The sequence below is a fragment of the Ralstonia pickettii genome, assembly GCF_016466415.2.
Taxonomy (GTDB): domain Bacteria; phylum Pseudomonadota; class Gammaproteobacteria; order Burkholderiales; family Burkholderiaceae; genus Ralstonia; species Ralstonia pickettii.
In genome coordinates, this window is the sequence record NZ_CP066771.1 from 1,403,836 (window position 1) to 1,427,052 (window position 23,217).

A 23,217-nucleotide genomic window follows, 5' to 3' on the forward strand; every position below is an offset into this window, starting at 1 on the left:
CTAGCCCATGCGGCCGTCGTGTCCAGCGGCTTGTAACTTTGGAGCCGCCATTGCAAGCCTTACGAGGGCGCGTAATACGGGATGTTCTGCTCGTCGTACAACCGGTACGTCAGCGCCAGCATGGCCTGAATGTCTTCAGACTCGTCGAGCAGCCGCGTGCTGAAGATAATGGGCGAGACCAATTGCGGATCGTCGAGTTCCATGTAGCAGACATCTTCGCGCCGCAGGCCCGCCACACTGCGCGGCACCACTGACACGCCTTCGCCCGCGGCAACCAACCCCAGGGCAATTTGCAATTCCCGTGCCTCATAGATCTTGCTGGGTTCCAGCGCGCGATCGTGGAAGAGGGCGAGCACCTGATCGGCATAGCTCGGACGCGGTGTGCGCGGATAGATGATGAGCGTGTCGCCGACAAGGTCGCGCAGGGATACCGTTGGCTTGGCGCCCAGCAGCGCATGGCCCGAAGGCAAGGCGACGATCAACCGTTCGTCGCGCAGCAGGATACGTCGCACGTTTGGGTCTTCATAGCGGATGCGCCCGAACCCGACATCGATGCGGCCGTCCTTGAGCGCCTGGATCTGGTCCATGGTCGTCATCTCGTGCATGGTCAGATCGACCATCGGGTACTCCGCGCGAAAGCGCCGGATGACCTTCGGCAGCATCCCATACAGCGTTGATGCCACGAAGCCGATAGACAGGCGCCGCTCGATCTGGCCGACGCGCTGTGTCATCGAGGCGAGTTCGGCCGTTTGCGCGAGCAGTTGCCGCGCGTGCGCGTGAAAGAAGCGGCCGGCTTCGGTCAGCTTGAGTGGGCGGCTGCCGCGCTCGAACAACCGCACGCCGACTTCCTCTTCCAACTGCTGAATCTGCCGCGAGAGTGGCGGCTGCGCGATGTGCAGCCGTTCAGCGGCACGGGTGAAGTTCAGCTCTTCAGCGACGGCAACGAAGTAGCGAAGGTGGCGCAGCTCCATTCTTATACCTCTGGAGTATGAAACTGATACTAAATCAGTGTTGGACGTGACAATTCGCGCTGCGTAATCTGGTTCCCACGTTGATAGCAGTTCTTCTGATACCTGGAAAACATGATTCGCTCGATCGAGGCAATTCTAGTGGATGTGCCCACCATCCGTCCGCACAAACTGTCCGTCGCCACCATGCACACGCAGACGCTCGTCCTCGTGCGTGTGTGCTGCGAAGACGGCATCGAAGGCTGGGGCGAGGCCACCACCATTGGCGGCCTCAACTACGGCGAAGAGAGCCCCGAGAGCATCAAGGTCAACATCGACACGCACATCGCGCCGCTGCTGATCGGCATGGAGGCGCGCAATGTGGCGGCAGCCATGGCTCGCGTGCGCAAGACCATCCAGGGCAACCGCTTTGCCAAGTGCGCGCTGGAAACAGCGCTGCTGGATGCGCAGGCCCGCCGGCTTGGTGTGCCGCTGTCAGAACTGCTGGGCGGCCGGCTACGCGATGCGCTGCCGGTGGCCTGGACGCTCGCCAGTGGCGACACGAAGAAGGACATTGCCGAGGCGGAAGCGATGCTGGCTGAGCGCCGCCACCGCATCTTCAAGCTGAAGATCGGCTTGCGCCCGGTAGCAGACGATGTGGCCCATGTACTGGCCATCAAACGGGCGCTGGGCGATGCCGTGAGCGTGCGCGTGGACGTCAATCAGGCCTGGAGCGAGCTCGACGCCGCCAATGGCATCGCCGCGTTGCAGGCCGGCGGCATCGACCTGATCGAGCAACCGGTGCGCGCAGAAAACCGCGCCGCGCTGGAGCGCCTAGCCCGCCAGTTCGCCGTGCCGATGATGGCCGATGAGGCACTGCACGGTCCGCTCGATGCCTTCGAACTGGCGTGCAGCGCGAGCGCCGACGTCTTTGCCGTGAAGATCGCGCAGTCCGGCGGGTTGGTTCCGGCCATGCAGGTCGCCGCCATCGCGCAGCTTGCGGGCATCAGCCTCTACGGCGGAACGATGCTCGAAGGGGCTGTCGGCACAGCAGCGTCGGCCCACGTGTTTTCCACCTTCGGCGAGCTGCAGTTCGGCACCGAGCTGTTCGGCCCCTTGTTGCTCACGCAAGAACTGCTGACCGAGCCGCTGCAATACCGCGACTTCATGTTGCAGGTGCCGACCGGCCCCGGCCTGGGCATCGAGATCGATCGCGACAAGCTGGCGCGCCTGCGCCGCCAATAAAAACCGCCTTACCAAGACACCGCCAAGGAGACCACGATGCTGTTCCACGTCCGCATGGATGTCCGCCTGCCGGCCGACATGCCCGCCGATGTCGCCAACGAGATCAAGGCGCGCGAAAAGGCCTACTCGCAAGATCTGCAGCGCAGCGGCAAGTGGCGCCACATCTGGCGCCTGGTTGGCGAGTACGCGAACGTCAGCGTCTTCGACGTGCAGAGCAATGCTGAACTGCACGACATCCTGACGGCGCTGCCACTGTTTCCGTACATGGAGATTTCCGTGACACCGCTGTGCCGTCATCCGTCGTCAGTTCACAGCGACGACGCTTGAGACATTCCCTAGAAAACCACGTGGAGACATCCATCATGAACGTGCGCGTATTCCAAACGAAAGAAGTGCAGGACCTGCTGAAGGCCGCTACCAACCTGGATGGCAACGAAGGTAACGCCCGCCTGAAGCAGATCACCCACCGCTTGCTGGCGGACCTGTTCAAGGCCATCGACGATCTCGACATCACGCCGGATGAAGTCTGGGCCGGCATCAATTACCTGAACAAGCTTGGCCAGGACGGAGAGGCTGCATTGCTGGCTGCCGGCGTGGGCCTGGAGAAGTATCTCGACATCCGCATGGACGCCGCCGACGAGGCGCTTGGTCTCAATGGCGGGACGCCGCGCACGATCGAAGGCCCGCTGTACGTGGCGGGCGCAACGGTGCGCGATGGCGTGTCCCGCATCGACGTTGATCCGGATCCCGCCGCAGGCCCGTTGATCATTCACGGCACGGTAACCGGCCAGGACGGCAAGCCGGTCGCCGGCGCCTTGGTCGAGTGCTGGCATGCGAATTCGAACGGTTTCTACTCGCACTTTGACCCGACCGGCGAGCAGAGCCCGTTCAACCTGCGCGGCGCGGTCCGGACCGGTGCCGACGGCAAATACGAATTCCGCACGCTCATGCCCGTGGGCTACGGCTGCCCGCCAGAGGGTGCGACCCAGCAACTGCTGAACGGACTGGCCCGCCATGGCAACCGGCCGGCGCACGTGCACTTCTTCGTCACGAGCGATGGCCACCGCAAGCTGACGACGCAATTCAACATCGAAGGCGACCCGCTGATCTGGGACGACTTCGCCTACGCCACCCGTGAAGAACTGATTCCGCACGTGGTTGAGAAAACCGGCGGCGCCGCATTCGACCTGAAGACCGATGCGTACAAGGACATCGAATTCAACGTCGTGCTCACGCCGCTGGTTCAGGGCAAGGACAACCAGCGCGTGAATCGCCTGCGTGCTTCGGCCGAGGCCTGAGACCCAAGACCTCACGTGGAGACAACCATGTCCGCCTTGATCGACAAAGCCAACGAACTGGATCACCTGCTCTCAACCGCGGTGGTGGATGACGAAGAGGCGGGCATATTCCGCTGCCGCCGAGACATCTTCACCCACCCCGATCTGTTCGAGTTGGAGATGAAGCACATCTTCGAGAACAACTGGGTGTATCTCGCGCACGAAAGCCAGATTCCGAACAACAACGATTACTACACCACGTGGATCGGTCGCCAGCCGATCGTCATCACCCGCGACAAGACGGGTGAGCTGAACGCGGTTATCAACGCCTGCGCACACAAGGGCGCGATGCTCTGCCGTCGGAAGCACGGCAACAAGGGCAGCTTCACGTGCCCGTTCCACGGCTGGACGTTCTCCAACACCGGCAAGCTGCTCAAGGTGAAGGACGAGAAGACCACCGAGTATCCGGTGCAGTTCAACACGCACGGGTCGCACGATCTGAAAAAGGTCGCTCGGTTCGAGAACTATCGCGGCTTCCTGTTCGGCAGCCTCAACGCCGATGTGCAACCGCTCGAAACCTACCTGGGCGAAGCGCGCGTGATCATGGACCAGATCGTCGACCAGGCGCCCGATGGCCTGGAAGTGCTGCGCGGCAACTCCACGTACGTCTATGACGGCAACTGGAAGATGCAGATGGAGAACGGCTGCGACGGCTACCACGTCAGCACCGTGCACTGGAACTACGCCGCAACGATGGGCCGGCGCAAGGAAGGCGGCACCCAGGCCGTGGATGCGAACAGCTGGAGCAAGTCGGTGGCGGGCGTCTATGGGTTCGAGCACGGCCACATCCTGCTGTGGACGCAGACGATGAACCCGGAAGTGCGGCCCGTCTATGCGCACCGCGAGGAAATCAAGGCGCGCGTGGGTGAAACCCAGACCGATTTCATCGTCAACCAGACGCGCAACCTGTGCCTGTATCCGAACGTGTTCCTGATGGATCAGTTCAGCACGCAGATTCGCGTGGTGCGCCCGATCAATGTCGACAAGACCGAGGTCTCGATCTTCTGTTTCGCGCCGAAGGGCGAGAGCGCAACGGACCGCGCAACGCGCATCCGCCAGTACGAGGATTTCTTCAACGTCACCGGCATGGGCACCGCCGACGACCTCGAAGAGTTCCGCGCCTGCCAGAACGGCTATGCCGGCACCACTGCACTGTGGAACGACCTGTCGCGCGGCGCACCGCTGTGGGTGCACGGCCCCGACGAGAACGCAACGAAGATGGGATTGAAGCCCCTCATCTCAGGCGAGCGCAGCGAAGACGAAGGCCTGTTCGTCTGTCAGCACGAATACTGGGTGCGCGTCATGCGTGAGGCGCTCAAGCAGGAATGCGAAGGAGTGCCGGCATGAGCGCGGATTACCAGAACATTTGCGCCGCCCTGTACCGCGAGGCGCGCCTGCTGGACGACCGGCAGTGGGACGCTTGGCTGGAGTGCTACGCGGAAGACGTCACCTACTGGATGCCGGCATGGGATGACGACGACCAGCTGACCGACGACCCGCACAGCCAGATCTCGCTGATGTACTACGCCAATCGCTGCGGGCTGGAGGATCGCGTCTTCCGTATCAAGACCGAGCGCAGCGGCGCGTCCACGCCGGAACCGCGAACCAGCCACACCGTCACCAACGTGGAAGTCCTGGCCGAACGCGGCGATGAAGTCGACGTGCGCTACAACTTTCACACGCTCAGCCACCGATACAAAACCACCGATCACTTCTTCGGCACGATGTTCGTCACCCTGCGCCGCGCGGGCGACGGCTTCCTGATCGCATCCAAGAAGATCGTCCTGAAGAACGACTACATCCGGCAGGTGCTCGACGTCTATCACGTCTGACGAGCACACCCGTATAGGACACGCAAAAGAGGCAGTGAGGTATTCCATGTCCAGTTTCACAGTCGCATTGAACTTCGAAGACGGCGTGACCCGCTTCATCGATTGCAAAGCGGGGGAGAAGGTGCTCGATGCCGCCTTCCGCGCCAAGATCAACCTGCCCATGGATTGCTCCGATGGCGTCTGCGGGACCTGCAAGTGCCGCGCCGAGAGCGGAACCTACGACCTTGGCGACGATTACATTGAAGACGCCCTGACCGAAGACGAGAAGAACACCGGCCTTGTGCTGACGTGCCAGATGGTGCCGCAAAGCGATTGCGTGATCGCGGTGCCGACCTCGTCGACCGCCTGCAAAACGGGGCAGAGCACGTTCGGCGCAACGGTGTCGAACGTCGAGTTGCACAACGATGCCGCCGTGGTGCTCGAGCTGGACGTGGATGCTACGGCGCCGGTGTTCCTGCCCGGCCAGTACGTCAACATCGGTGTGCCGGGAAGCGGCCAGCACCGCTCGTATTCGTTCTCCTCAGCGCCCGGTGAAACGAAGATCAGCTTTCTGATCAAGAAGATTCCCGGCGGCGTGATGAGCACCTGGCTCGAAGCCGCAAAGCCGGGCGACAAGCTCGATCTGCAGGGGCCGCTGGGCAGCTTCTACCTGCGTGATGTGCAGCGGCCGCTGTTGTTCCTGGCCGGCGGCACCGGCCTTGCGCCGTTCCTGTCGATGCTCGAAGTGCTGGCGCGCAGCAACTCGCAGCAGCCCGTGCATCTGATCTACGGCGTGACCCGTGATCTCGACCTGGTACAGGTCGACGCGATCGATGCCTATGTGGCGCGGTTGCCGAACTTCAGCTACGCCACCGTCGTCGCCGACGCCGCGTCGAATCATCCGCGCAAGGGTTGGGTGACGCAGCACATTCCGGCCAACGCGCTGAACGATGGCGACGTGGATGTCTACCTGTGCGGGCCGCCGCCGATGGTAGACGCCGTGCGCAAGTACTTTGACGACCAAGGCGTGAAACCCAAGAGCTTCCACTACGAGAAGTTCACGCCCAATGCAGTACCGGAGGCGAAGGCGGCATGAGCACGCAACGATTTTCAGGCAAGGCCGTCGTGGTGACGGGCGCAGCGCAGGGCATCGGCCGTGGCGTGGCGGTGGCTGCGGCAGAAGAGGGGGCGCACGTGCTGCTGGTGGACCGCGCCGAACTCGTCCACGAAGTGCAGGCCGAGATTGCGGCAGCGGGCGGCCACGCCCACGCCACCACGGCTGATCTCGAAACCTACGCCGGTGCCCAGCATGCCGTGCAGACTGCGCTTGGCGCGTTCGGCCGCATCGACGTGCTCATCAACAACGTCGGCGGCACCATCTGGGCCAAGCCGTATCAGCACTATGAAGAGGCGCAGATCGAGGCGGAGATCCGCCGTTCACTGTTTCCGACGCTGTGGTGCTGCCGCGCGGTGCTGCCGCACATGGTCGAGCGCAAGCAGGGCGTGATCGTGAACGTGTCGTCCATCGCTACACGCGGCATCTACCGGATTCCGTACTCGGCGGCCAAGGGCGGCGTCAATGCGCTCACCGCGAGTCTGGCGTTGGAACATGCGGACGACAACATCCGCGTCAACGCCGTCGCCACGGGCGGCACGGAGGCACCGCCGCGCAAGATCCCGCGCAACACGGCGCCCATGTCGGAGCAGGAAACCGTCTGGTACCAGGGCATCGTCGACCAGACCCTCGCCAGCAGCCTGATGCACCGCTACGGCACGATCGACGAGCAGGTGCGGGCGATCCTGTTCCTCGCGTCAGATGAGGCCTCGTACATCACCGGGACGGTACTGCCCGTCGGCGGCGGAGACCTGGGTTGAAGGTTTGAAGCGCCAACAGAGTGCGCCATCAGTCGAAGAAGCCAAGCCAGCATAAGAAAGGCGCTCACGCCTTCAAGAAAACACCAAAGGAGACCACCCATGCGTCAGATTGACCTGCACGCCGTGGCCGACCACGCCCGGTTCGGCCGCTTCCATGCCATCACACTGTTCTGGTGCGCGCTCATCATCATCTTTGACGGCTACGACCTTGCCATCGCGGGCATTGCACTGCCGTCCATCATGAAGGACATGGGCGTCACGCCCACCAGCGCCGGCTTCATGGTCAGCGCGGCACTGTTCGGCATGATGTTCGGCGCGATCTTTCTGGGCACGATTGCGGATCGTATCGGCCGCCGCTGGGCGATTGCCGTGTGCATCGTGCTGTTCAGCGTCTTTACGGCGGCAGCGGGTTTTTCCACGGACCCGGTCACCTTCAGCGTGACGCGTTTCCTGGCGGGCCTCGGTATCGGCGGTGTGATGCCGAACGTCGTGGCGCAGATGACGGAGTACTCGCCGCGCCGGGCGCGCAGCACGCTCGTCACGCTCATGTTCAGCGGCTATTCGGTGGGCGGCATGCTGGCGGCGCTGCTGGGCAAGGGTCTGCTGGAGCACTACGGCTGGCAATCGGTGTTCATCGCGGCTGTGCTGCCCGTGCTGCTGGTGCCGGCGATCCTGCGGTGGATGCCGGAATCGATGCCGTTCCTGCTGCGCACCGGCAAGCTCGATGCGGTGCGTGACATCGTGCGCCGGCTCAATCCAAACGATGCGCCTCAGCCAGGCGACACCTTCATCCTGCCCGAAGCCGATCGCGGCAACGATGCGCCGCTGGGCAGACTGTTCCAGGACGGACGCGGCTTCAGCACGGCCATGTTCTGGATTGCCTTCTTCATGTGCCTGTTCATGGTTTACGCGCTCAGCTCGTGGCTGACCAAGCTGATGGCGTCGGCGGGCTACAGCCTGGGTTCGGCGCTCACCTTTGTGCTGGTGCTGAACTTCGGGGCCATGCTCGGCGCCATCGGCGGCGGCTGGCTGGCTGATCGCTTCAACATCAAATACGTGCTGATGGCCATGTATGCGCTGGCGGCGGTGTCGATCGCATTGCTCGGCATCAAGACTTCAACCGAGGCGCTGTACCTGCTGGTGGCCGTGGCCGGCGGCTGCACCATCGGCACGCAGATCGTGACGTACGCCTATGCCGGGCAGTTCTATCCCATGAGCATCCGCTCCACGGGCATCGGCTGGGCATCGGGCGTCGGGCGCAGCGGGGCCATCCTCGCTCCCATCGTCATCGGCATGCTGGTGGGGATGGCGCTACCGCTGCACCACAACTTCTTCGCCATGGCTGTGCCGGCGGTGATCGCGACGATTGCCGTGGCGTTCATCAACCACCAGCGGTCGGCCTCGGTCATCGCGCGCTGATCGGCCACGAGCGATGCATCCATCAAGCACGCAAACGGCCTCGCGCGGAGCGCTGTCCGATTGGTCCCTCTCGGCCGTCGCGGCGGGGTTCCTGGCCGTGCTGATTTCGTATGCGGGGCCGCTGGTCATCTTCTTCCAGGCGGCGCAGGCCGCGCATGTGCCGGATGCGATGGTGGCGTCGTGGGTCTGGGCGATCTCCATTGGCGCGGCGGTGTCCGGCATCTACGCGAGCTGGCGGTGGAAAGCCCCGGTGGTAACGGCGTGGTCGGCGCCGGGGACGGCGTTGCTGGTATCGCTGTTCCCGGGGCTGTCGCTCAATGAAGCGGTGGGGGCGTACATCACGGCGGCCGTCGTCATTCTGTTGATCGGCGTGTCGGGCACGTTCGACCGGCTCATGCGGCTGATTCCCAAGGGCATCGCCGCGGGCATGATGGCGGGCATCCTGTTCCAGTTCGGTACCCACGCGTTTGCCGCAGCTTCTGCCATGCCGGTGCTGGCGTTTTCCATGATCGCCATCTACGTGGTGGGCCGGCGCTGGTGGCCGCGCTACTGCATCGTCGTGGTATTGCTGGCCGGGATTGCGCTGGCAATCACCCTGGGGCTGACGCATTTCGACCGTGTCACGCTGGAATTCACTCATCCGGTCTTCATCGCCCCACACTGGGCCCTGAGTTCGACGCTGAGCCTGGCCATCCCGCTCGCCGTCGTCAGCCTCACTGGGCAGTTTTTGCCCGGCATGGCGGTGCTGCGCGGCTCCGGGTACGACATCCCGGCCAAGCCGATCATGACGGCCACCAGCGTGGCATCGATCAGCGTGGCGTTTTTCGGCGGCATCACGATCGTGATCGCCGCGATCACTGCCGCGTTGTGCACTGGCAAGGATGCACATGACGACCCGTCCAGGCGCTACGTGGCCGGTATCGCCAACGGGGTGTTCTACCTGATTGGCGGCACGTTTGCGGGTGCCATCGTGATGCTGTTTGCGGCGCTGCCCAAGCCGTTCGTGGCCATCCTGGCCGGGCTGGCACTGATTGGCGCTATCGCCTCGAACGTGATGGGGGCGATCGAAGATGGCGAGCACCGGGAGGCGTCGATCATCACCTTCCTGGCGACGGCGTCCGGGTTGACGCTGTTCGGGTTGGGCTCGGCATTCTGGGGGATTGTGATCGGCTCGGCGGCGGCGCTTGTCTTGAGGCCGGCGCAGCGATAGTGCGCTCCAAAACAAAAACGGCGCTATTGCGCCGTTTTTTTATGTCTCCGCGGGATAGCCGAACATTCGGCTGCGGTGGTCAGCCCAGGTACGAACCGGACTTGCCAACCACCTCTGCGTACGCGAGGTTGTCGTCCCAACCGTTGCGGAAGAAATTGATGACTGCGCGCAGCAGCGAGGTGCGGTTGGCGGCTTGAACTTGGATTTCGCCGGCGAACTTGGGGGTGAAATAGGCTTGCTGGACCATGATGTTTTCTCTCAGTGCGTGATCTAGGGTTTTCCCGAGTATAGGGTTATCCCTAGGGCTGAGCAATGAGGCAAGGCAAAGCTGGGGTCCATTCTCAATATCACTCAATGTAAATAATCGGTGCGCTTGGCGCCCGCTCCGCGCCCGGCCCAGGCGAAATTGAATGTCTCTTTGTGTGCCTTTGGGAGCATATTTTTCTGCGCTGGAAAAGATTTTTTAGCGACACGTTCCCAGCAGGAGGTGGAAAATCGCACGAAGAAGTGCGCTTCTTTCGCCTTCGTTCGGCTATGTGCCGGCATTTTCTTTCAACGTGCGGGCTTGTTGTTTGATCCACATGCCCTCTACCATACGCCGCCGAATCCCCGCTTCTGTTTCTGTTTCGAGGAGGCCTCGTATGGCGTATCCCCCAATCCCGGTGCCGGTCGACGGCGCGCCCAGCGCCAACACGGCGTGGCAGGCGCGCAGCCGCGCGGCCGTATGGCATCCGTGCACCCAAAATGCACGGCTCGATGCCATGCCGCCGCTGCCGATTGCCCGCGGCCAGGGGCCGTGGCTGATCGACTTTGACGGCAATCGCTACCTGGACGGCACCAGCTCGTGGTGGGTCAACCTGTTCGGCCACGCCAATCCGCATATCAACGCCGCGCTCAAGACGCAGCTCGATTCGCTGGAGCACGTCATGCTGGCGGGCGCCACGCATCGTCCGGCCGTGGAGTTGGCCGAGCGCCTGATCGATCTGACGGGCGGCGTGCTGGGCCACAGCTTCTTCGGCTCCGACGGCGCGTCTGCCGTGGAAATCGCGCTCAAGATGAGCTTCCACGCCCATCGCAATGCAGGGCAGGGGACACGCAGCCGTTTCGTCTGCCTGGAGCACGGCTATCACGGTGAAACGCTTGGTGCACTGGGTGTGACCGATGTGGCGATCTTCCGGGATGCGTATGACCCGCTGATTCTGCAATCTCACCGGGTGCCATCGCCGGACGCGCGTCTGGCCGGCCCGGGCGAAACCGCCGCCGACGTTGCAGAACGCGCGCTGGTGGCACTGCGCGATTGCCTGTGCACCCACGCCGGCACGATCGCCGCCGTCATCATCGAACCGCTGGTGCAGTGCGCGGCCGGCATGGCCATGCACGACGTGAGCTATCTGCGCGGCGTGCGCGCACTGTGCGATGAGTTTGGCGTGCATTGGATTGCCGATGAAATTGCCGTCGGCTGCGGCCGCACCGGTACATTCTTCGCGTGCGAACAGGCTGGCGTGTGGCCGGACTTGTTGTGCCTGTCGAAGGGCATCAGCGGCGGTTATCTGCCGCTGTCGATCGTGCTGTCGCGCGATGGCATCCACGACGCCTTCAACGACGATGCGCCGGTGCGCAGCTTCCTCCATTCGCATTCGTATACGGGCAATCCGCTGGCGTGCCGTGCGGCGCTGGCCACGCTCGATCTGTTTGCTGAAGAAGACGTCTTTGCGCGCAATCGCGTGACCGCGGCGCGCATCGCTCAGGGCCTGGCGCCACTGTCGCACGATGCGCGTTTTGCCCATCTGCGCCAGACCGGGATGATCACCGCGTTCGACGTGCACCCGGACGTGGCCGGTGCACGCTTTGCCGAGCGCTTTGCGCTCACGGCGCGCACGCACGGGCTGCTGCTGCGCCCGATCGGCAACACCGTCTATCTGCTGCCGCCATATGTGCTGAGCGATGAAGAGACCGACACGCTGGTCGAACGCACGCTGCAGACGCTTGAAGACACGCTGGCCCAAGCCACGGGCGAAACAGAGGGACACACCTATGCGATTGCTTGACGACCTGCAGGCGGGCCTAGCTGCTATCGACGCCGCGCACCTGCGCCGCGTGCGCCGCACCGCGTACAGCCCGACCGACCGCAGCCAGCGCATCAGCGTGCCCGGTGAAGCGCCGCGCGACATTCTCGGCTTTTGCGGCAACGATTATCTCGGCCTGGCAGCGCATCCGGCCTTGGCCGAGGCGATGACGCAGGGCACACAGCAATATGGCTTCGGCAGCGGCGCATCGCACCTGGTCAGCGGCCATTCGATTGCGCACGCGCGGCTGGAAGCACGCATGGCTGCGCTGCAAGCCGAACACATTCCCGAGGCAGATGCGCTGTTCTTCTGCACCGGCTACATGGCCAATCTGGCCGTGGTGAGCGCCATGGCGCAGGCGGGCGGCATCCGCCCGGCCGACGAATGCACGATCTTTTCCGATGCGCTGAACCACGCCTCGCTCATCGACGGTGCACGGTTGTCGCGAGCGCCCGTCAAGGTCTATCCGCACGTCGACGTTGCCGCGCTGGAGGCGCTTCTGGCCGCCAGCACCAGCCGCAACAAGCTGATCGTCACGGACGGCGTGTTCAGCATGGATGGCGACATCGCGCCGCTGCCCGAACTGCTTGCGCTGGCCGAACGCTACGACGCCTGGCTGATCGTGGACGACGCGCACGGCCTGGGCGTGCTCGGCGAGAACGGCGCAGGTGTGCTGTCGCACTTCGGGCTGCGCTCACAGCGCCTCATCTATGTCGGCACGTTCGGCAAGGCTGCGGGCGGATCGGGCGCCGCCATCGTGGCGCATCGACTGGTGATCGACTGGCTGGTCCAGCGCGCACGCACGTACATCTTCACAACCGCCGCGCCGCCGGGCATTGCGTGTGCGGTGGAAGCAGCATTGGACCTGATCGCAAGCGAAGAGGGGGATGAACGGCGCACCCGCCTCGATCGCCACATCGCTGTGTGGAGTACGCATGCCCAGCGCCTGGCTGCGCGCTTCGGCTGGCAATGGATGCCATCGCAAACGGCCATCCAGCCGATCGTGATCGGCGAGAACGCACCCGCATTGGCGCTGGCCGCCGCGCTCGAACGCGAAGGCATCCGCATCGCCGCGATTCGTCCACCGACGGTGCCGGCAGGAACGGCCCGCTTGCGCATCACGCTGTCAGCGGCACATACCGATGCCGACATCGAGCGCCTGGCGCAGGCGCTGGAAGCGGCCGGCCAATCCCTGCAGCCAGCCAAGGCAGCCTGACATGTCCGCACGTTTCGATTGCTTTGTCACCGGCACGGATACGGAAATCGGCAAGACGCTCGTCAGCGCCGCGCTGCTGACCAAGCTCTCCGACGCCGGCTACCGTGCCGCGGGCCTCAAGCCGATCGCCGCAGGCACGCTGGCGGGCGCGCCCACGCGCACCAACGAAGATGTTGAGCAACTGCGTGCCGCCGCGTCAGTCGATCTGCCGCTCAACACCGTTTGTCCATGGTTGCTCGACGCGCCGATGTCTCCGCATCTGGCTGCGGCGCGCGAAGGCGTGACGATCACGCTGCCACCGATTCTCGATGCGTTCGCACACGCTAGATCGTTGGCGGATGCCGTTGTGGTGGAGGGCGTTGGAGGTTTCCGCGTGCCGCTGTCGGACGACTTTGATACGACCGAAATGGCCGTGGCATTGGGTTTGCCGGTGGTCCTTGTTGTCGGGCTGCGCCTGGGCTGCTTGAACCATGCCGCGCTCACCGCCGAAGCGATTGCCGCACGTGGCCTGCACCTGGCCGGCTGGGTCGGCAACGTGGTCGACGCGTCCATGGCTGGGCTTGACGACAACGTTGCGACGCTGTGCCGCTGGATCAACGCACCGCATCTGGGCACGATCCCGCGGTTGCCGCACGCCGATGCGCGGCGCGCAGCAGCCCACATCGATATCGCACCGCTGCTTGCGCGTTGAACTGGAGTGCGGCGGTAAACTACCGCCTTGACTTAGTTTGGCGAGGGCGGTTGTCATGCGCGCAATGCGTTGGCTGACAGTAGCGATTGTGGTGGTGGCGACGGCGGGATGTGCGGCATTGGAGTCCCCCGTCACGAAGGGACAGCGACTGGTTGGCGCGGACGGGCCCGCTGTGCAGGCGCAGTTCGGCCCGCCGCGCGAAACCTACCCGCTCGATGGCGGCACTCGCTGGCTCTATCCGACCAAACCGTACGGGCAGTTCACCTACGCGGCCGACTTTGATGCCGGCGGCAAGCTCGCCGCCTTCAAGCAAGTCCTGAGCAGCCTCGAGTTTGCCCAGGCCAAGATCGGCGTCTGGACGCGGGACGACGTCCTGCGACATTTCGGCCAGCCGGTCGAAACCGCGTATTTCCCACGCATGGACCGGCTGGTCTGGTCGTACCGCTTCAAGGCGGACGACGTGTGGCCGTCGCTGATGCATTTCTACTTCGACCCCGCCGGCGTCCTGCAACTCACGCAGATTACGCCCGACCCGCTTTACGATCCGGACCGCCCCCGGCTGTTCCGCCGCTAGTTGGGCGGCAGTTGAGGTAGCGCAACCCGATTGTGCGCTCAGGGTTCCTCCTGCATTGCGCGCATTGCGCGGCGACCTAAGCTAAAGGGCAGGGGAGGCAGACGCCGCCGGCGCTTGCCGAAAGCAACCGTCATCAGAACGGACGCGCACTGTTGGGGGTGCATCATGCTGACGCATCGCTGGGTCGACATCGACCCGATCGCAGCGGGCCAACATCCGCTGTACGGCATTGCCGGATGGCTGCCGTGGGTGCTGGCCATTGCCATCGCGGGGCCAACGTGGGTGTTCTGGCAGGGGCTGTCGATGGATGCGCTGCAACTGGCCGGCGCCGATCTATTTAATGCCAACGCGCCTGGCAGCGGGGCGATCAACCTGACTACGCTGCTTTATCTGATTTCCTGCGTGACGGTCCTGGTGCTCGCTACCACGCACGACAGCGCATTCCGCCCGGCCATGCTTGTGCACATGGCGCTGCTGCCGCCGCTGATCGGACTGATGCTCATGGCCGGCGGCGTTCCAGGGGCGCGTTCAACTCTCATCGACGGCGTTGCCGTTGCGGTGGCACTGACGCTGACGTGCGGCGTCTACCTGCAGGCCTCGCGCCGCGTGCACATCACCTTCGAACTCCGCGACCGGGCGCCTGGCGAGCATGCCTGGTTCAAGCGTCAGAAACGGGCTGCGGCGGGTTGACGAGCGTGACCATCACGTAGCTCACGCCAATACGTCAAACGGGCCCGCAGGCCCGCTCACAACGAGATAGTTTCCGCCGACATTCAGTCGATCAGCGCAAAGCGCGGCACTTCCCGGCCGTCGACCTCGACCATCTCATGGAACATCGTCGATGGCCGTGTCCAGATCGTGCCGTTGGCGGCGCGATAGACCGTCATTTTGATGGTGGGATCGGGTTCGTACGTGGCCTCGCACAGCCATTCGTATTCGCCGCCCTTGTAGTGACGGTAGCGGCGCGTTGGCGTGTTCTGCATGACGGCTTCAGTGTTGGGTGGGCTTGTCTTCTTCGTCGACGTAGGGCAGGTGCTTGCCCTCTTGCGTCTGCGCGCCGAGCTTGGCGTCTTCCATGGCGTCCTTGTACGCCAGCATGGCGGCGGCCACGGCTTCGGGCTCGCCGTTGAACGAGATCACGCTCTCGCCGCAGTTCGGACATTCGCCGCCGAAAATGGCGTGGATGCCGGGCATGTCGCGCGGCTCCATGCCTTCAAATTCGGTAAAGGCGGTCTGACAGGCACCGCAGACCAGCTTTTCAGGACGCAGCGCGTCCAGCCGGGCGTGCGCCTGAGAAATGCGGTCGGCCTGAGAGCCGCGTCGTTTGGCTTCGCCCATGGTGTCCTCCTGTATTCAAATGATTACAGGCGGGATCATACCGAACGGCACGGAACCCATGACGACCGGCCGTCAAGAAACTCAAGCCGGTGCTTTCGACAGGGCGTGCTGCCGGGCCGTCTCAACATAGTCGGGCGTGGGGTGCAGATCGTGGGTGCGTCCGGCCTTGGCGACCTGACCGTTGGTGTCATGACCGATGAGGCCCGGCAACAGTCGCGAAGCCTCCAGCAGGGCGCCAAGGTCGGTGCCAGTGTCGTAGTTCAGGAGTTCAAGCATGTGCACCATGTCCTCGGTGCAGACGTTGCCCGAGGCACCGGGCGCGTAGGGGCAGCCTCCCAGGCCGCCGAGCGCGCCATCGAAGCGATCGACTCCCGCCTGCAGCGCGGCCAGCACGTTGGCAAGTGCCATGCCGCGCGTGTTGTGCAAGTGCACGGTCAGCGTGGTTTGGGGGAACGCCAGCCGGAATGCACTGCACAGCGCGAACACCTGGCTGGGCCAGGCCATGCCGGTGGTGTCGCACAGCGTGATGCCGCCGATGCCCGCTTCGACGGCCCGTGCCGCCCAGGTCAGCACGGTGTCAGTGGGGATCTGGCCTTCCATCGGACAGCCGAACGCGCATGAGAGCGAAAGGTTGAGCGACGTGCGGCTCGAACGGAATGCCGCCGCGACCTGCGCAGCCTGCTGGAACGACTGCCCCGGCGTCATGCGCAGGTTGGCGAGGTTGTGCGTTTCGCTTACCGACATCACGAGGTTCAACTCGTCGACATCGCAGTCCACCGCACGTTCGGCGCCTCGCATATTCGGCACGAGCGCGGCGTAAGTGACGCCGGGCACGCGCGCGATACCGCGCATCACGTCTTCCGCGTCGGCCAGGGTCGGGATGGCCTTGGGCGAGGTGAACGAGGTGACTTCGATCTTGCTCAGCCCGCATTGGCTCAGCCGGTCGACAAGCGCGATCTTGTCTTGGGTCGGAACCATGCGCGGTTCAATCTGAAAGCCGTCGCGCGTGGCGACTTCCTGGATGAACACCCTTTTCCCTTGACCGTTGAGTACCACTGCGTTCCCCGTGCTGGACATATGTTGGAACTGCAGTGTGTTGCGCAGGCAGCCAGCGCGCAATTGAAGAATCAGGACGTGAGCCTTCTCCGAACCAGATGGGTCGCGCTAGTTTTCTGCGCTGGCCTGGGATACCAGATGGTCGATCAGCAGCCGGGCCGGCACCGGCAGCGCCGCGTAGCCCCGCGTGATGACGGACAGCGGGCGCTGTGCCCAGGTCTCATCCAGCTCGACCATGCGCAGCGTGCTGTTGCGCAGATAGGGCTTGACACTGGCCTTGGGCAGCAGGCCGATGCCAAGGCCCGCCGCCACCATGTTGCGCAGCCCCTCGAAGCTGGTCACCTGGATGCGGATCTTGTGCTGCTTGCCGGCCTGCTCGGCGCTCTGCGCGCAGAGCGTGGAGATTGACGCGCCCAGCGGCATGCTCACGTAGTCATAGTCCAGGGTATCGGCAAAGCGCAGGTGGCGCGCCGCGCCGATCGGGTGGTCGTGCGGCACGATCAGCACGAGCCTATCAACGTGATACGGCCGTACTTCCAGCCCCGGTGCAGCTTCCGGCTGGCTGCAGATGCCGATGTCAGCGGTGCCCGCTTCGACCGAGCGCAGGACCTGGCTGCTGCTTTTCTCCATCAGGTCGATCTTCACGTCGGGGTTGATCGACAGGAACGAGGACAGGTCGCCCGGCAGGTACTGGACCATGGTCGAAAAGTTGACGTGCATGCGCACGTGCCCCCGCACGCCCTGGGCGTACTCGCTCATTTCCGACGAGATTTCCTGCATCTGATCGATCAGGCGCTTGGCCCGGTAGTACAACGCCGAGCCCGCCGGGGTGGGCTCCACGCCACGGCTGTGCCGATAGAGCAGGGCGGTGCCGGCGTCGCTTTCCAGCTCCGCAATGCGTCGGCTGATGGCCGAAGGCACGATGTGCTGCCGCTCGGAAGCCGCCGCCAGGCTGCCTTCCTCGATTACCGAGACCAATACCTGCAGCGATTCCAGGTCGAAACGCATGGTCGTCCATTCCCCCTTCGTGTTGAAGCCTTCTCCTTTGGAGATGGCTCGCTTGATTATTTAGCGTTTTTTGGTCTGGCGAGAAGTGTCCATGATGCATTCATCGAGTGCGGCAATGTTGTGCGCTGCACGATATGGAGTAAAGAGGAGACAACATGGCACAGCCAGATCAACCCTTGCCCCTGCAAGGCATCAAGGTGATCGAGTTGGGGTCGCTGATCGCCGGCCCCTATGCCGGCACGCTGCTGGCCCAGTTCGGCGCCGAGGTCATCAAGATCGAGACCCCGGTCAACGGCGACCCGCTGCGCAAATGGCGCAAGCTGCACGACGGCACATCCCTGTGGTGGTATTCGCAGAGCCGGAACAAGAAATCGGTCACGCTCAACCTCAAGTCGGAACGTGCGCAGCAGATCGTCCGCGATCTGGTGAAAGATGCCGACGTCGTGATCGAGAACTTCCGCCCGGGTCTGATGGAAAGCTGGGGACTGGGCTGGGAGCAACTCTCGGCCATCAACCCGAAGCTGGTGATGGTGCGCATTTCGGGTTACGGGCAGAGCGGCCCGTACCGCGAGCGGCCCGGCTTTGCTGCGATTGCCGAGTCGATGGGTGGCCTGCGCTACCTGTCTGGCTACGCCGACCGGCCTCCGGTACGCGTGGGCGTGAGCCTGGGCGATTCGCTGGCGTCCCTCTACGGCGTGATTGGTGCGCTGCTGGCCATGCATCACGTCAAGGCCAATCGCGGCACCGGGCAGTTCATCGACGTGGCGCTGTACGAAGCGGTGTTCGGGATCATGGAAAGCCTGATCCCCGAGTATGCGATGTTCGAGCACGTGCGCGAGCGCACCGGTTCAAGCCTGCCGGGCATTTCGCCCTCCAACACCTACCTGTGTGCCGACGGCAACTACGTGATCATCGCGGGCAACGGCGACGGCATCTTCAAGCGCCTGATGCAGGCCATCGGCCTGCCGGAGTTTGCGGAGGACGCGCGCTTTGCCGACAACGCCAGGCGCGTCCAGCACAACGATCTGCTCGACGGGGTGATCGGCGAATGGACCGCGCGTCATCCGATCGACGCTGTGCTGCAGGTGCTGGAGCAAGCCGATGTGCCGAGCGGGCGCATCTATACCGCCGCCGACATCGCACGCGATCCGCAATATGCGGCGCGTGGCATGATCGAGCGCCACACCTTGCCCGATGGCCAGCCTATCGACTTGCCGGGCATCGTGCCCAAGCTGTCCGCCACGCCGGGCAGCACGCGCTGGGTCGGCCCCGAACTGGGTGAGCACACCGACGAGGTGCTGCACGCGCTCGGACTCGATGCTGCCGCGCTCGACAGCCTGCGCGCCGAAGGCATCATCTGACAGCGGGATCGCACATGACACCTCAGACCTTGTTCGCAAAGCTGTGGCAACGCCACGCCGTGCGTGATACCGACGATGGCCACACGCTGCTTTACATCGACCTGCATCTGGTCAATGAAGTGACCAGCCCGCAGGCGTTCGAAGGACTGCGCATCAGCCGGTTGCACCCGTGGCGGCCCGCCTCGGTGCTGGCCACCGAAGACCATAACGTGCCGACCGCCAACCGCGCCGCCGGCATTACCGATGACATCGCGCGGCGTCAGGTCGAGGCGCTGCGCAGCAACTGCGCGCGCTTCGGCATTACCGAATACCCGATGCAGGACGCGCGTCAGGGCATCCTGCACGTGATCGGGCCGGAGCAGGGGGCCACGCTGCCAGGCATGACGATCGTCTGCGGCGATTCGCATACCACCACGCACGGCGCATTCGCCACGCTGGCATTCGGTATCGGGACGTCCGAAATCGAACACGTGCTGGCCACGCAATGCCTGATCGTCAAAAAGATGAAGACGATGCGCGTGCTGGTGGAGGGCGACCTGTCGCCCGGCGTGACTTCCAAGGACGTGGCGCTTGCGCTGATCGGCCGTATCGGCACCGCGGGCGCCACCGGGTATGCCATCGAATTTGCCGGCTCGGCCATCTCTGCGATGAGCATGGATGCACGCATGACCCTGTGCAACATGGTCATCGAAGCCGGAGCACGCTGCGGCATGGTCGCCGTGGATGACAAAACCATCAACTACCTTCGCGGGCGGGCGCGTGCGCCGCAGGGCGCGCAATGGGACGCCGCGCAGGCGTACTGGCGCACGCTGCGCAGCGATGAAGGGGCGCAGTTCGATCGGACTATCGCACTCGACGCGACCACGATTCGCCCACACGTCACCTGGGGCACCTCGCCCGAGATGGTGGTCACCATCGACGGCCGTGTGCCCGACCCGGCCGAGGAAAGCGACCCCATCAAGCGGCAAGGCATCACCCGGGCGCTTACCTACATGGGACTCGAGCCGGGCACGCCGCTGCGCGACATCGCACTCGACAAGATTTTCATCGGCTCGTGCACGAATGCACGTATCGAAGATCTGCGTGCCGCGGCGCGTGTGGTGGCCGGCAAGCACGTTGCGGCCAACATCGTGCAGGCGCTTGTGGTGCCGGGCTCCGGACTGGTCAAACGCCAGGCCGAGGCCGAAGGGCTCGACCGCATCTTCGTCGATGCCGGTTTTGAATGGCGCGACCCGGGGTGTTCGATGTGCCTGGGCATGAACGACGACCGCCTGCAGCCGGGCGAGCGCTGCGCGTCAACGTCCAATCGCAATTTTGAAGGGCGGCAGGGCGCTGGCGGGCGCACCCATCTGGTCAGCCCGCCAATGGCGGCTGCCGCAGCAATCGCGGGGCATTTCGTTGCCGTCAGCGAACTTGGCGCCGATGTTTTGGGGAGGAACAACGATGCAGGCTTTTGATTCGATTGACGGACTGGTGGTGCCGCTTGACCGCGCCAATATCGACACCGACGCCATCCTGCCAAAGCAATACCTGAAGATGATCGGCAAGACCGGTTTTGGGCCTTACCTGTTCGACGAGTGGCGCTATCAGGACCGCGGTGAACCGGAGCAGGATTGCTCGACGCGCCCGCGCGTGCCGGATTTTCCGCTCAATCAGGCCCGCTATGAGGGCGCGCAGATCCTGCTGGCGCGCGAGAACTTCGGTTGCGGCTCCAGCCGCGAGCATGCGCCGTGGGCGCTCCGGGATTGGGGCATCCGCGCGCTCATCGCCCCGAGCTTTGCCGAGATATTCCATGGCAATTGCTTCAAGAACGGGCTGCTGCCGATCGTGCTGGACACCGACGTGGTAGACCGCCTGTTCGGGGCCGTCGCACGCACGCCCGGCTATCGGCTGCAGGTCGACCTGGCGGGGCAGTCGGTAACGACGCCGAACGGCAACGTGTACCGCTTCGACATCGACCCTTTCCGAAAAGACTGCCTGCTGCGCGGGCTCGATGAAATCGGCCTGACGCTGCAGCACCGTAGCGCCATCGCCGCATTCGAGCAGGCGCGCCGCACCGCGGAACCCTGGCTATTCAACTCACCAGCATAAGTCGGCACAACACACAAAAAGCAGCCGTATATCCCTATCTTCCAAAGGAGACAACGATGGAAACCCAACAAGCGGTCGCTGCGGGCAAGCCCTGGCATGCAGACCTGACCCCCACGCACTGGCGCGTGCTGACCGGCAGCTTTCTGGGCTGGATTTTCGACGGCTACGAAGCCTTCGCGCTCGTCGTCGTGCTATTCCCGATGCTGCATTCGCTGCTCACACCCGCACAGCTGGCGACGCCGGCCCTCTACGCCGGCATCGTCATCGGCGTGACTCTGCTCGGCTGGGGGATCGGCGGCCTGGTGGGCGGCGTGATGGCGGACTATGTCGGGCGCAAGCGGATGATGCTGTGGTCGATCTTTCTGTACGCGCTGTTCTCGGGCCTGACCACGTTCTCGCAGACGTTCGTGCAGTTGTGCGCGCTGCGCTTCATCACCGGTCTGGCGATGGGCAGCGAATGGAGCACGGGCATCTCCCTGCTTGCCGAAACCTGGCCGGAAAAGGCGCGCGCCAAGGGCGCCGGCTTCCTGCAATCCGGTTTTGGCTGGGGCACGCTGATTGCTGCGCTGATCTGGTTTGGTCTGTCGTCGTCGCTCCCGATGGGCCAGGAAACCTGGCGGCTGATGTTTGCCCTCGGCGCACTGCCCGCGTTCTTCGTGCTGTACATCCGCCGCGGTGTCGAGGAGTCGGAAAAATGGAAGCAGGCCGTGCGTGAAAAGCGCTGGAGCGCCACCGGCGCGGCAGGCAAGGGCGGCAGCGACAAGCGGCCCTTCACGCTGTCCCAGTTGTTCCGCGAACCGGAGGCTCGTCGCCGTACGTTCGTCACGCTGTTGCTTTCGGTGGTCACCACCGTCGGCTGGTGGGCGATCTCGAGCTGGCTGCCGACCTTCACCATCGGACTCGCCAAGGAACAAGGTCTGGCCAACCCGGCCGGCTGGGGCTCGAAGATCACGATTCTTTACACGGTTGGCGCCATTGTTGCCTATATGGCCGCCGGCTTCATCGTTGACGCCATTGGCCGCCGCCGCTTCCTGTTCCTGACGTTCCTGGGCTCACTGGCGACGACCTACGTGACCTACGCGATGACGACCTCGGTTGAATCGATGTCCGTCGTTGCGCCCATCAACGGCTTCTTCACGCTGGGCTGCGCCTATGTGTGGATGGCGATCTATCCGGCAGAGCTGTTCAGCTCGACCGTACGCTCGACGGCGTGCAGTTTCGTCTTCAATGCTGCGCGCCTGATCGCCTGGGTGTTTCCGATCATCGCCGGCTCGCTGATCCACTCGTTCGGTGGCGTCGCCAATGCGGCACTGGCGCTTGGCTCGGTCTACGTCCTCGGGCTTGTATTGCCGTGGTTCCTGCCGGAAACGCAGGGGGAAGGTCTACCACACTAAGCGCCCATCCCTACGGCACTTTGGCTGCGCGGCGATATCGCCGCGCTTTTTTTTTAGAAGAGAAGGGGATTGAGCCCGCTGCCGACTCGCACTGAGGCTCAGGGATGTGTCGGGGTGCCGAGCGACGCTGCCGTGCTTCGACGTGCCATCTGCGTCGTCAAACGCTGCGGCCGCGTACCGGCGTCATTCGTCCATCAGCCGAACCCTGACCTTCTTGCCCTTCATCTTGCCGGCTTTGAGCTTGCGCAGCGCGTCGAGCCGTGCGAGCAGGGCCAGCGCAAACGCAGCGGTTTTGCCGCTGCCCGTTTTTGCCTGCGCGATCAGATCGTGGCCGGCAAGGGCGATCGGCAGGCTTGCGGCCTGAATATAGTCGCGCGCGCCGCATAGCGCACAGCGGAACAGCGGCCCTTGGCCCTCATCTTTGATGACGACGTCGGACAGCTCCCACTGCGTGCCGCAGCTCTGGTTTTTGTTCGCGTCTTTTATTTAACATAATGCAAATTATGAGAAATATAGAGGCGCACGCTGGGGTGGTGGTGCCCATCACCCGACCAGCCCAGCGGCGCGCATTCGGCAAT

24 protein-coding genes and 1 pseudogene are annotated in these 23,217 nt (G+C 64.0%); 18 read left to right on the forward strand and 7 right to left on the reverse strand.

Going from position 1 to position 23,217, the window contains the following annotated elements:
- Positions 1 to 59: 59 nt before the first annotated feature.
- Positions 60 to 971: a LysR family transcriptional regulator gene (locus RP6297_RS06670; protein WP_009238167.1), complete on the reverse strand. Its 912-nt coding sequence runs from the start codon at positions 969 to 971 to the stop codon at positions 60 to 62.
- Positions 972 to 1,082: 111 nt separating this feature from the next.
- Between RP6297_RS06670 and RP6297_RS06675 the strand changes: the two genes are divergently transcribed.
- From RP6297_RS06675 to RP6297_RS06715, 9 genes are all read left to right on the forward strand, one after another.
- Entirely contained in the window at positions 1,083 to 2,192 is a 1,110-nt protein-coding gene (locus RP6297_RS06675; RefSeq protein ID WP_004626829.1) for a muconate/chloromuconate family cycloisomerase, read from the forward strand.
- 36 nt (positions 2,193 to 2,228) lie between these two features.
- On the forward strand, positions 2,229 to 2,519 hold the full coding sequence (gene catC, locus RP6297_RS06680) for a muconolactone Delta-isomerase (protein ID WP_009238166.1): 291 nt from the start codon (positions 2,229 to 2,231) through the stop codon (positions 2,517 to 2,519).
- Positions 2,520 to 2,554: 35 nt separating this feature from the next.
- A complete protein-coding gene (catA, locus tag RP6297_RS06685) occupies positions 2,555 to 3,490 on the forward strand; it encodes a catechol 1,2-dioxygenase (protein ID WP_004626834.1) in 936 nt (311 codons plus the stop codon).
- A gap of 27 nt (positions 3,491 to 3,517) precedes the next feature.
- A complete protein-coding gene (locus RP6297_RS06690; protein ID WP_009238165.1) occupies positions 3,518 to 4,876 on the forward strand; it encodes a Rieske 2Fe-2S domain-containing protein in 1,359 nt (452 codons plus the stop codon).
- Positions 4,873 to 5,361 (forward strand): benzoate 1,2-dioxygenase small subunit, encoded by a 489-nt coding sequence (gene benB, locus RP6297_RS06695; protein WP_009238164.1) that lies wholly within the window; start codon positions 4,873 to 4,875, stop codon positions 5,359 to 5,361. Before RP6297_RS06690 ends, benB begins: the two co-directional genes overlap by 4 nt.
- 46 nt (positions 5,362 to 5,407) lie before the next feature.
- Positions 5,408 to 6,436: a benzoate 1,2-dioxygenase electron transfer component BenC gene (benC, locus tag RP6297_RS06700; RefSeq protein ID WP_009238163.1), complete on the forward strand. Its 1,029-nt coding sequence runs from the start codon at positions 5,408 to 5,410 to the stop codon at positions 6,434 to 6,436.
- Positions 6,433 to 7,215 carry a 1,6-dihydroxycyclohexa-2,4-diene-1-carboxylate dehydrogenase gene (locus tag RP6297_RS06705; RefSeq protein ID WP_009238162.1) on the forward strand — a complete coding sequence of 261 codons (783 nt, stop codon included), beginning with the start codon at positions 6,433 to 6,435 and terminating at the stop codon, positions 7,213 to 7,215. Before benC ends, RP6297_RS06705 begins: the two co-directional genes overlap by 4 nt.
- 99 nt (positions 7,216 to 7,314) lie before the next feature.
- Positions 7,315 to 8,634, forward strand: a complete 1,320-nt coding sequence (locus RP6297_RS06710; protein WP_009238161.1) for an MFS transporter — start codon at positions 7,315 to 7,317, stop codon at positions 8,632 to 8,634.
- 13 nt (positions 8,635 to 8,647) lie between these two features.
- A complete protein-coding gene (locus RP6297_RS06715) occupies positions 8,648 to 9,844 on the forward strand; it encodes a benzoate/H(+) symporter BenE family transporter (RefSeq protein ID WP_009238160.1) in 1,197 nt (398 codons plus the stop codon).
- A 79-nt stretch (positions 9,845 to 9,923) separates the two neighbouring features.
- Here RP6297_RS06715 and RP6297_RS06720 read toward each other — a convergent pair whose 3' ends face one another.
- Positions 9,924 to 10,091, reverse strand: coding sequence for a hypothetical protein (locus RP6297_RS06720; RefSeq protein WP_009238159.1), 168 nt, complete (start codon positions 10,089 to 10,091; stop codon positions 9,924 to 9,926).
- A gap of 394 nt (positions 10,092 to 10,485) precedes the next feature.
- On the opposite strand from RP6297_RS06720, the gene bioA reads away from it, so the two are divergent.
- From bioA to RP6297_RS06745, 5 genes are all read left to right on the forward strand, one after another.
- Complete coding sequence (bioA, locus tag RP6297_RS06725) at positions 10,486 to 11,892, forward strand: adenosylmethionine--8-amino-7-oxononanoate transaminase (protein WP_009238158.1); 1,407 nt, start codon at positions 10,486 to 10,488, stop codon at positions 11,890 to 11,892.
- Entirely contained in the window at positions 11,879 to 13,126 is a 1,248-nt protein-coding gene (gene bioF, locus RP6297_RS06730; protein ID WP_009238157.1) for an 8-amino-7-oxononanoate synthase, read from the forward strand. The genes bioA and bioF overlap by 14 nt, the downstream gene beginning before the upstream one ends.
- A 1-nt stretch (position 13,127) precedes the next feature.
- Positions 13,128 to 13,817 (forward strand): dethiobiotin synthase, encoded by a 690-nt coding sequence (gene bioD / locus RP6297_RS06735; protein WP_009238156.1) that lies wholly within the window; start codon positions 13,128 to 13,130, stop codon positions 13,815 to 13,817.
- Positions 13,818 to 13,872: 55 nt separating this feature from the next.
- Complete coding sequence (locus tag RP6297_RS06740) at positions 13,873 to 14,391, forward strand: hypothetical protein (protein ID WP_009238155.1); 519 nt, start codon at positions 13,873 to 13,875, stop codon at positions 14,389 to 14,391.
- 165 nt (positions 14,392 to 14,556) lie between these two features.
- The gene (locus RP6297_RS06745) at positions 14,557 to 15,081 is read left to right on the forward strand and encodes a hypothetical protein (protein ID WP_009238154.1); all 525 of its coding nucleotides are present in this window, start codon (positions 14,557 to 14,559) and stop codon (positions 15,079 to 15,081) included.
- Between the two features lie 83 nt (positions 15,082 to 15,164).
- Here the strand turns inward: RP6297_RS06745 and RP6297_RS06750 are convergent, their stop codons facing one another.
- The 4 genes from RP6297_RS06750 to RP6297_RS06765 all read right to left on the reverse strand — a co-directional run bounded on the left by RP6297_RS06750 (position 15,165) and on the right by RP6297_RS06765 (position 17,793).
- Entirely contained in the window at positions 15,165 to 15,374 is a 210-nt protein-coding gene (locus RP6297_RS06750) for a DUF1653 domain-containing protein (RefSeq protein ID WP_009238153.1), read from the reverse strand.
- Between the two features lie 7 nt (positions 15,375 to 15,381).
- The gene (locus RP6297_RS06755; protein WP_009238152.1) at positions 15,382 to 15,729 is read right to left on the reverse strand and encodes a hypothetical protein; all 348 of its coding nucleotides are present in this window, start codon (positions 15,727 to 15,729) and stop codon (positions 15,382 to 15,384) included.
- A gap of 81 nt (positions 15,730 to 15,810) precedes the next feature.
- A complete protein-coding gene (locus RP6297_RS06760) occupies positions 15,811 to 16,806 on the reverse strand; it encodes a hydroxymethylglutaryl-CoA lyase (RefSeq protein ID WP_009238151.1) in 996 nt (331 codons plus the stop codon).
- A gap of 87 nt (positions 16,807 to 16,893) precedes the next feature.
- Positions 16,894 to 17,793 carry a LysR family transcriptional regulator gene (locus RP6297_RS06765; protein WP_004626856.1) on the reverse strand — a complete coding sequence of 300 codons (900 nt, stop codon included), beginning with the start codon at positions 17,791 to 17,793 and terminating at the stop codon, positions 16,894 to 16,896.
- A gap of 155 nt (positions 17,794 to 17,948) precedes the next feature.
- Here RP6297_RS06765 and RP6297_RS06770 point away from each other — a divergent pair, with 155 nt between their 5' ends.
- The 4 genes from RP6297_RS06770 to RP6297_RS06785 are packed head-to-tail and all read left to right on the forward strand — an operon-like array spanning position 17,949 to position 22,639.
- Complete coding sequence (locus RP6297_RS06770) at positions 17,949 to 19,154, forward strand: CaiB/BaiF CoA transferase family protein (RefSeq protein WP_009238150.1); 1,206 nt, start codon at positions 17,949 to 17,951, stop codon at positions 19,152 to 19,154.
- A 14-nt stretch (positions 19,155 to 19,168) separates the two neighbouring features.
- The gene (gene leuC, locus RP6297_RS06775) at positions 19,169 to 20,611 is read left to right on the forward strand and encodes a 3-isopropylmalate dehydratase large subunit (protein ID WP_009238149.1); all 1,443 of its coding nucleotides are present in this window, start codon (positions 19,169 to 19,171) and stop codon (positions 20,609 to 20,611) included.
- Positions 20,598 to 21,245, forward strand: coding sequence for a 3-isopropylmalate dehydratase small subunit (gene leuD / locus RP6297_RS06780; RefSeq protein ID WP_009238148.1), 648 nt, complete (start codon positions 20,598 to 20,600; stop codon positions 21,243 to 21,245). Before leuC ends, leuD begins: the two co-directional genes overlap by 14 nt.
- Before the next feature lie 56 nt (positions 21,246 to 21,301).
- Positions 21,302 to 22,639: an MFS transporter gene (locus tag RP6297_RS06785; RefSeq protein WP_009238147.1), complete on the forward strand. Its 1,338-nt coding sequence runs from the start codon at positions 21,302 to 21,304 to the stop codon at positions 22,637 to 22,639.
- Positions 22,640 to 22,882: 243 nt separating this feature from the next.
- Here the strand turns inward: RP6297_RS06785 and RP6297_RS22670 are convergent.
- A pseudogene (locus RP6297_RS22670) lies at positions 22,883 to 23,005 on the reverse strand (DEAD/DEAH box helicase); the annotation flags it as partial.
- Between the last annotated feature and the right edge of the window lie 212 nt (positions 23,006 to 23,217).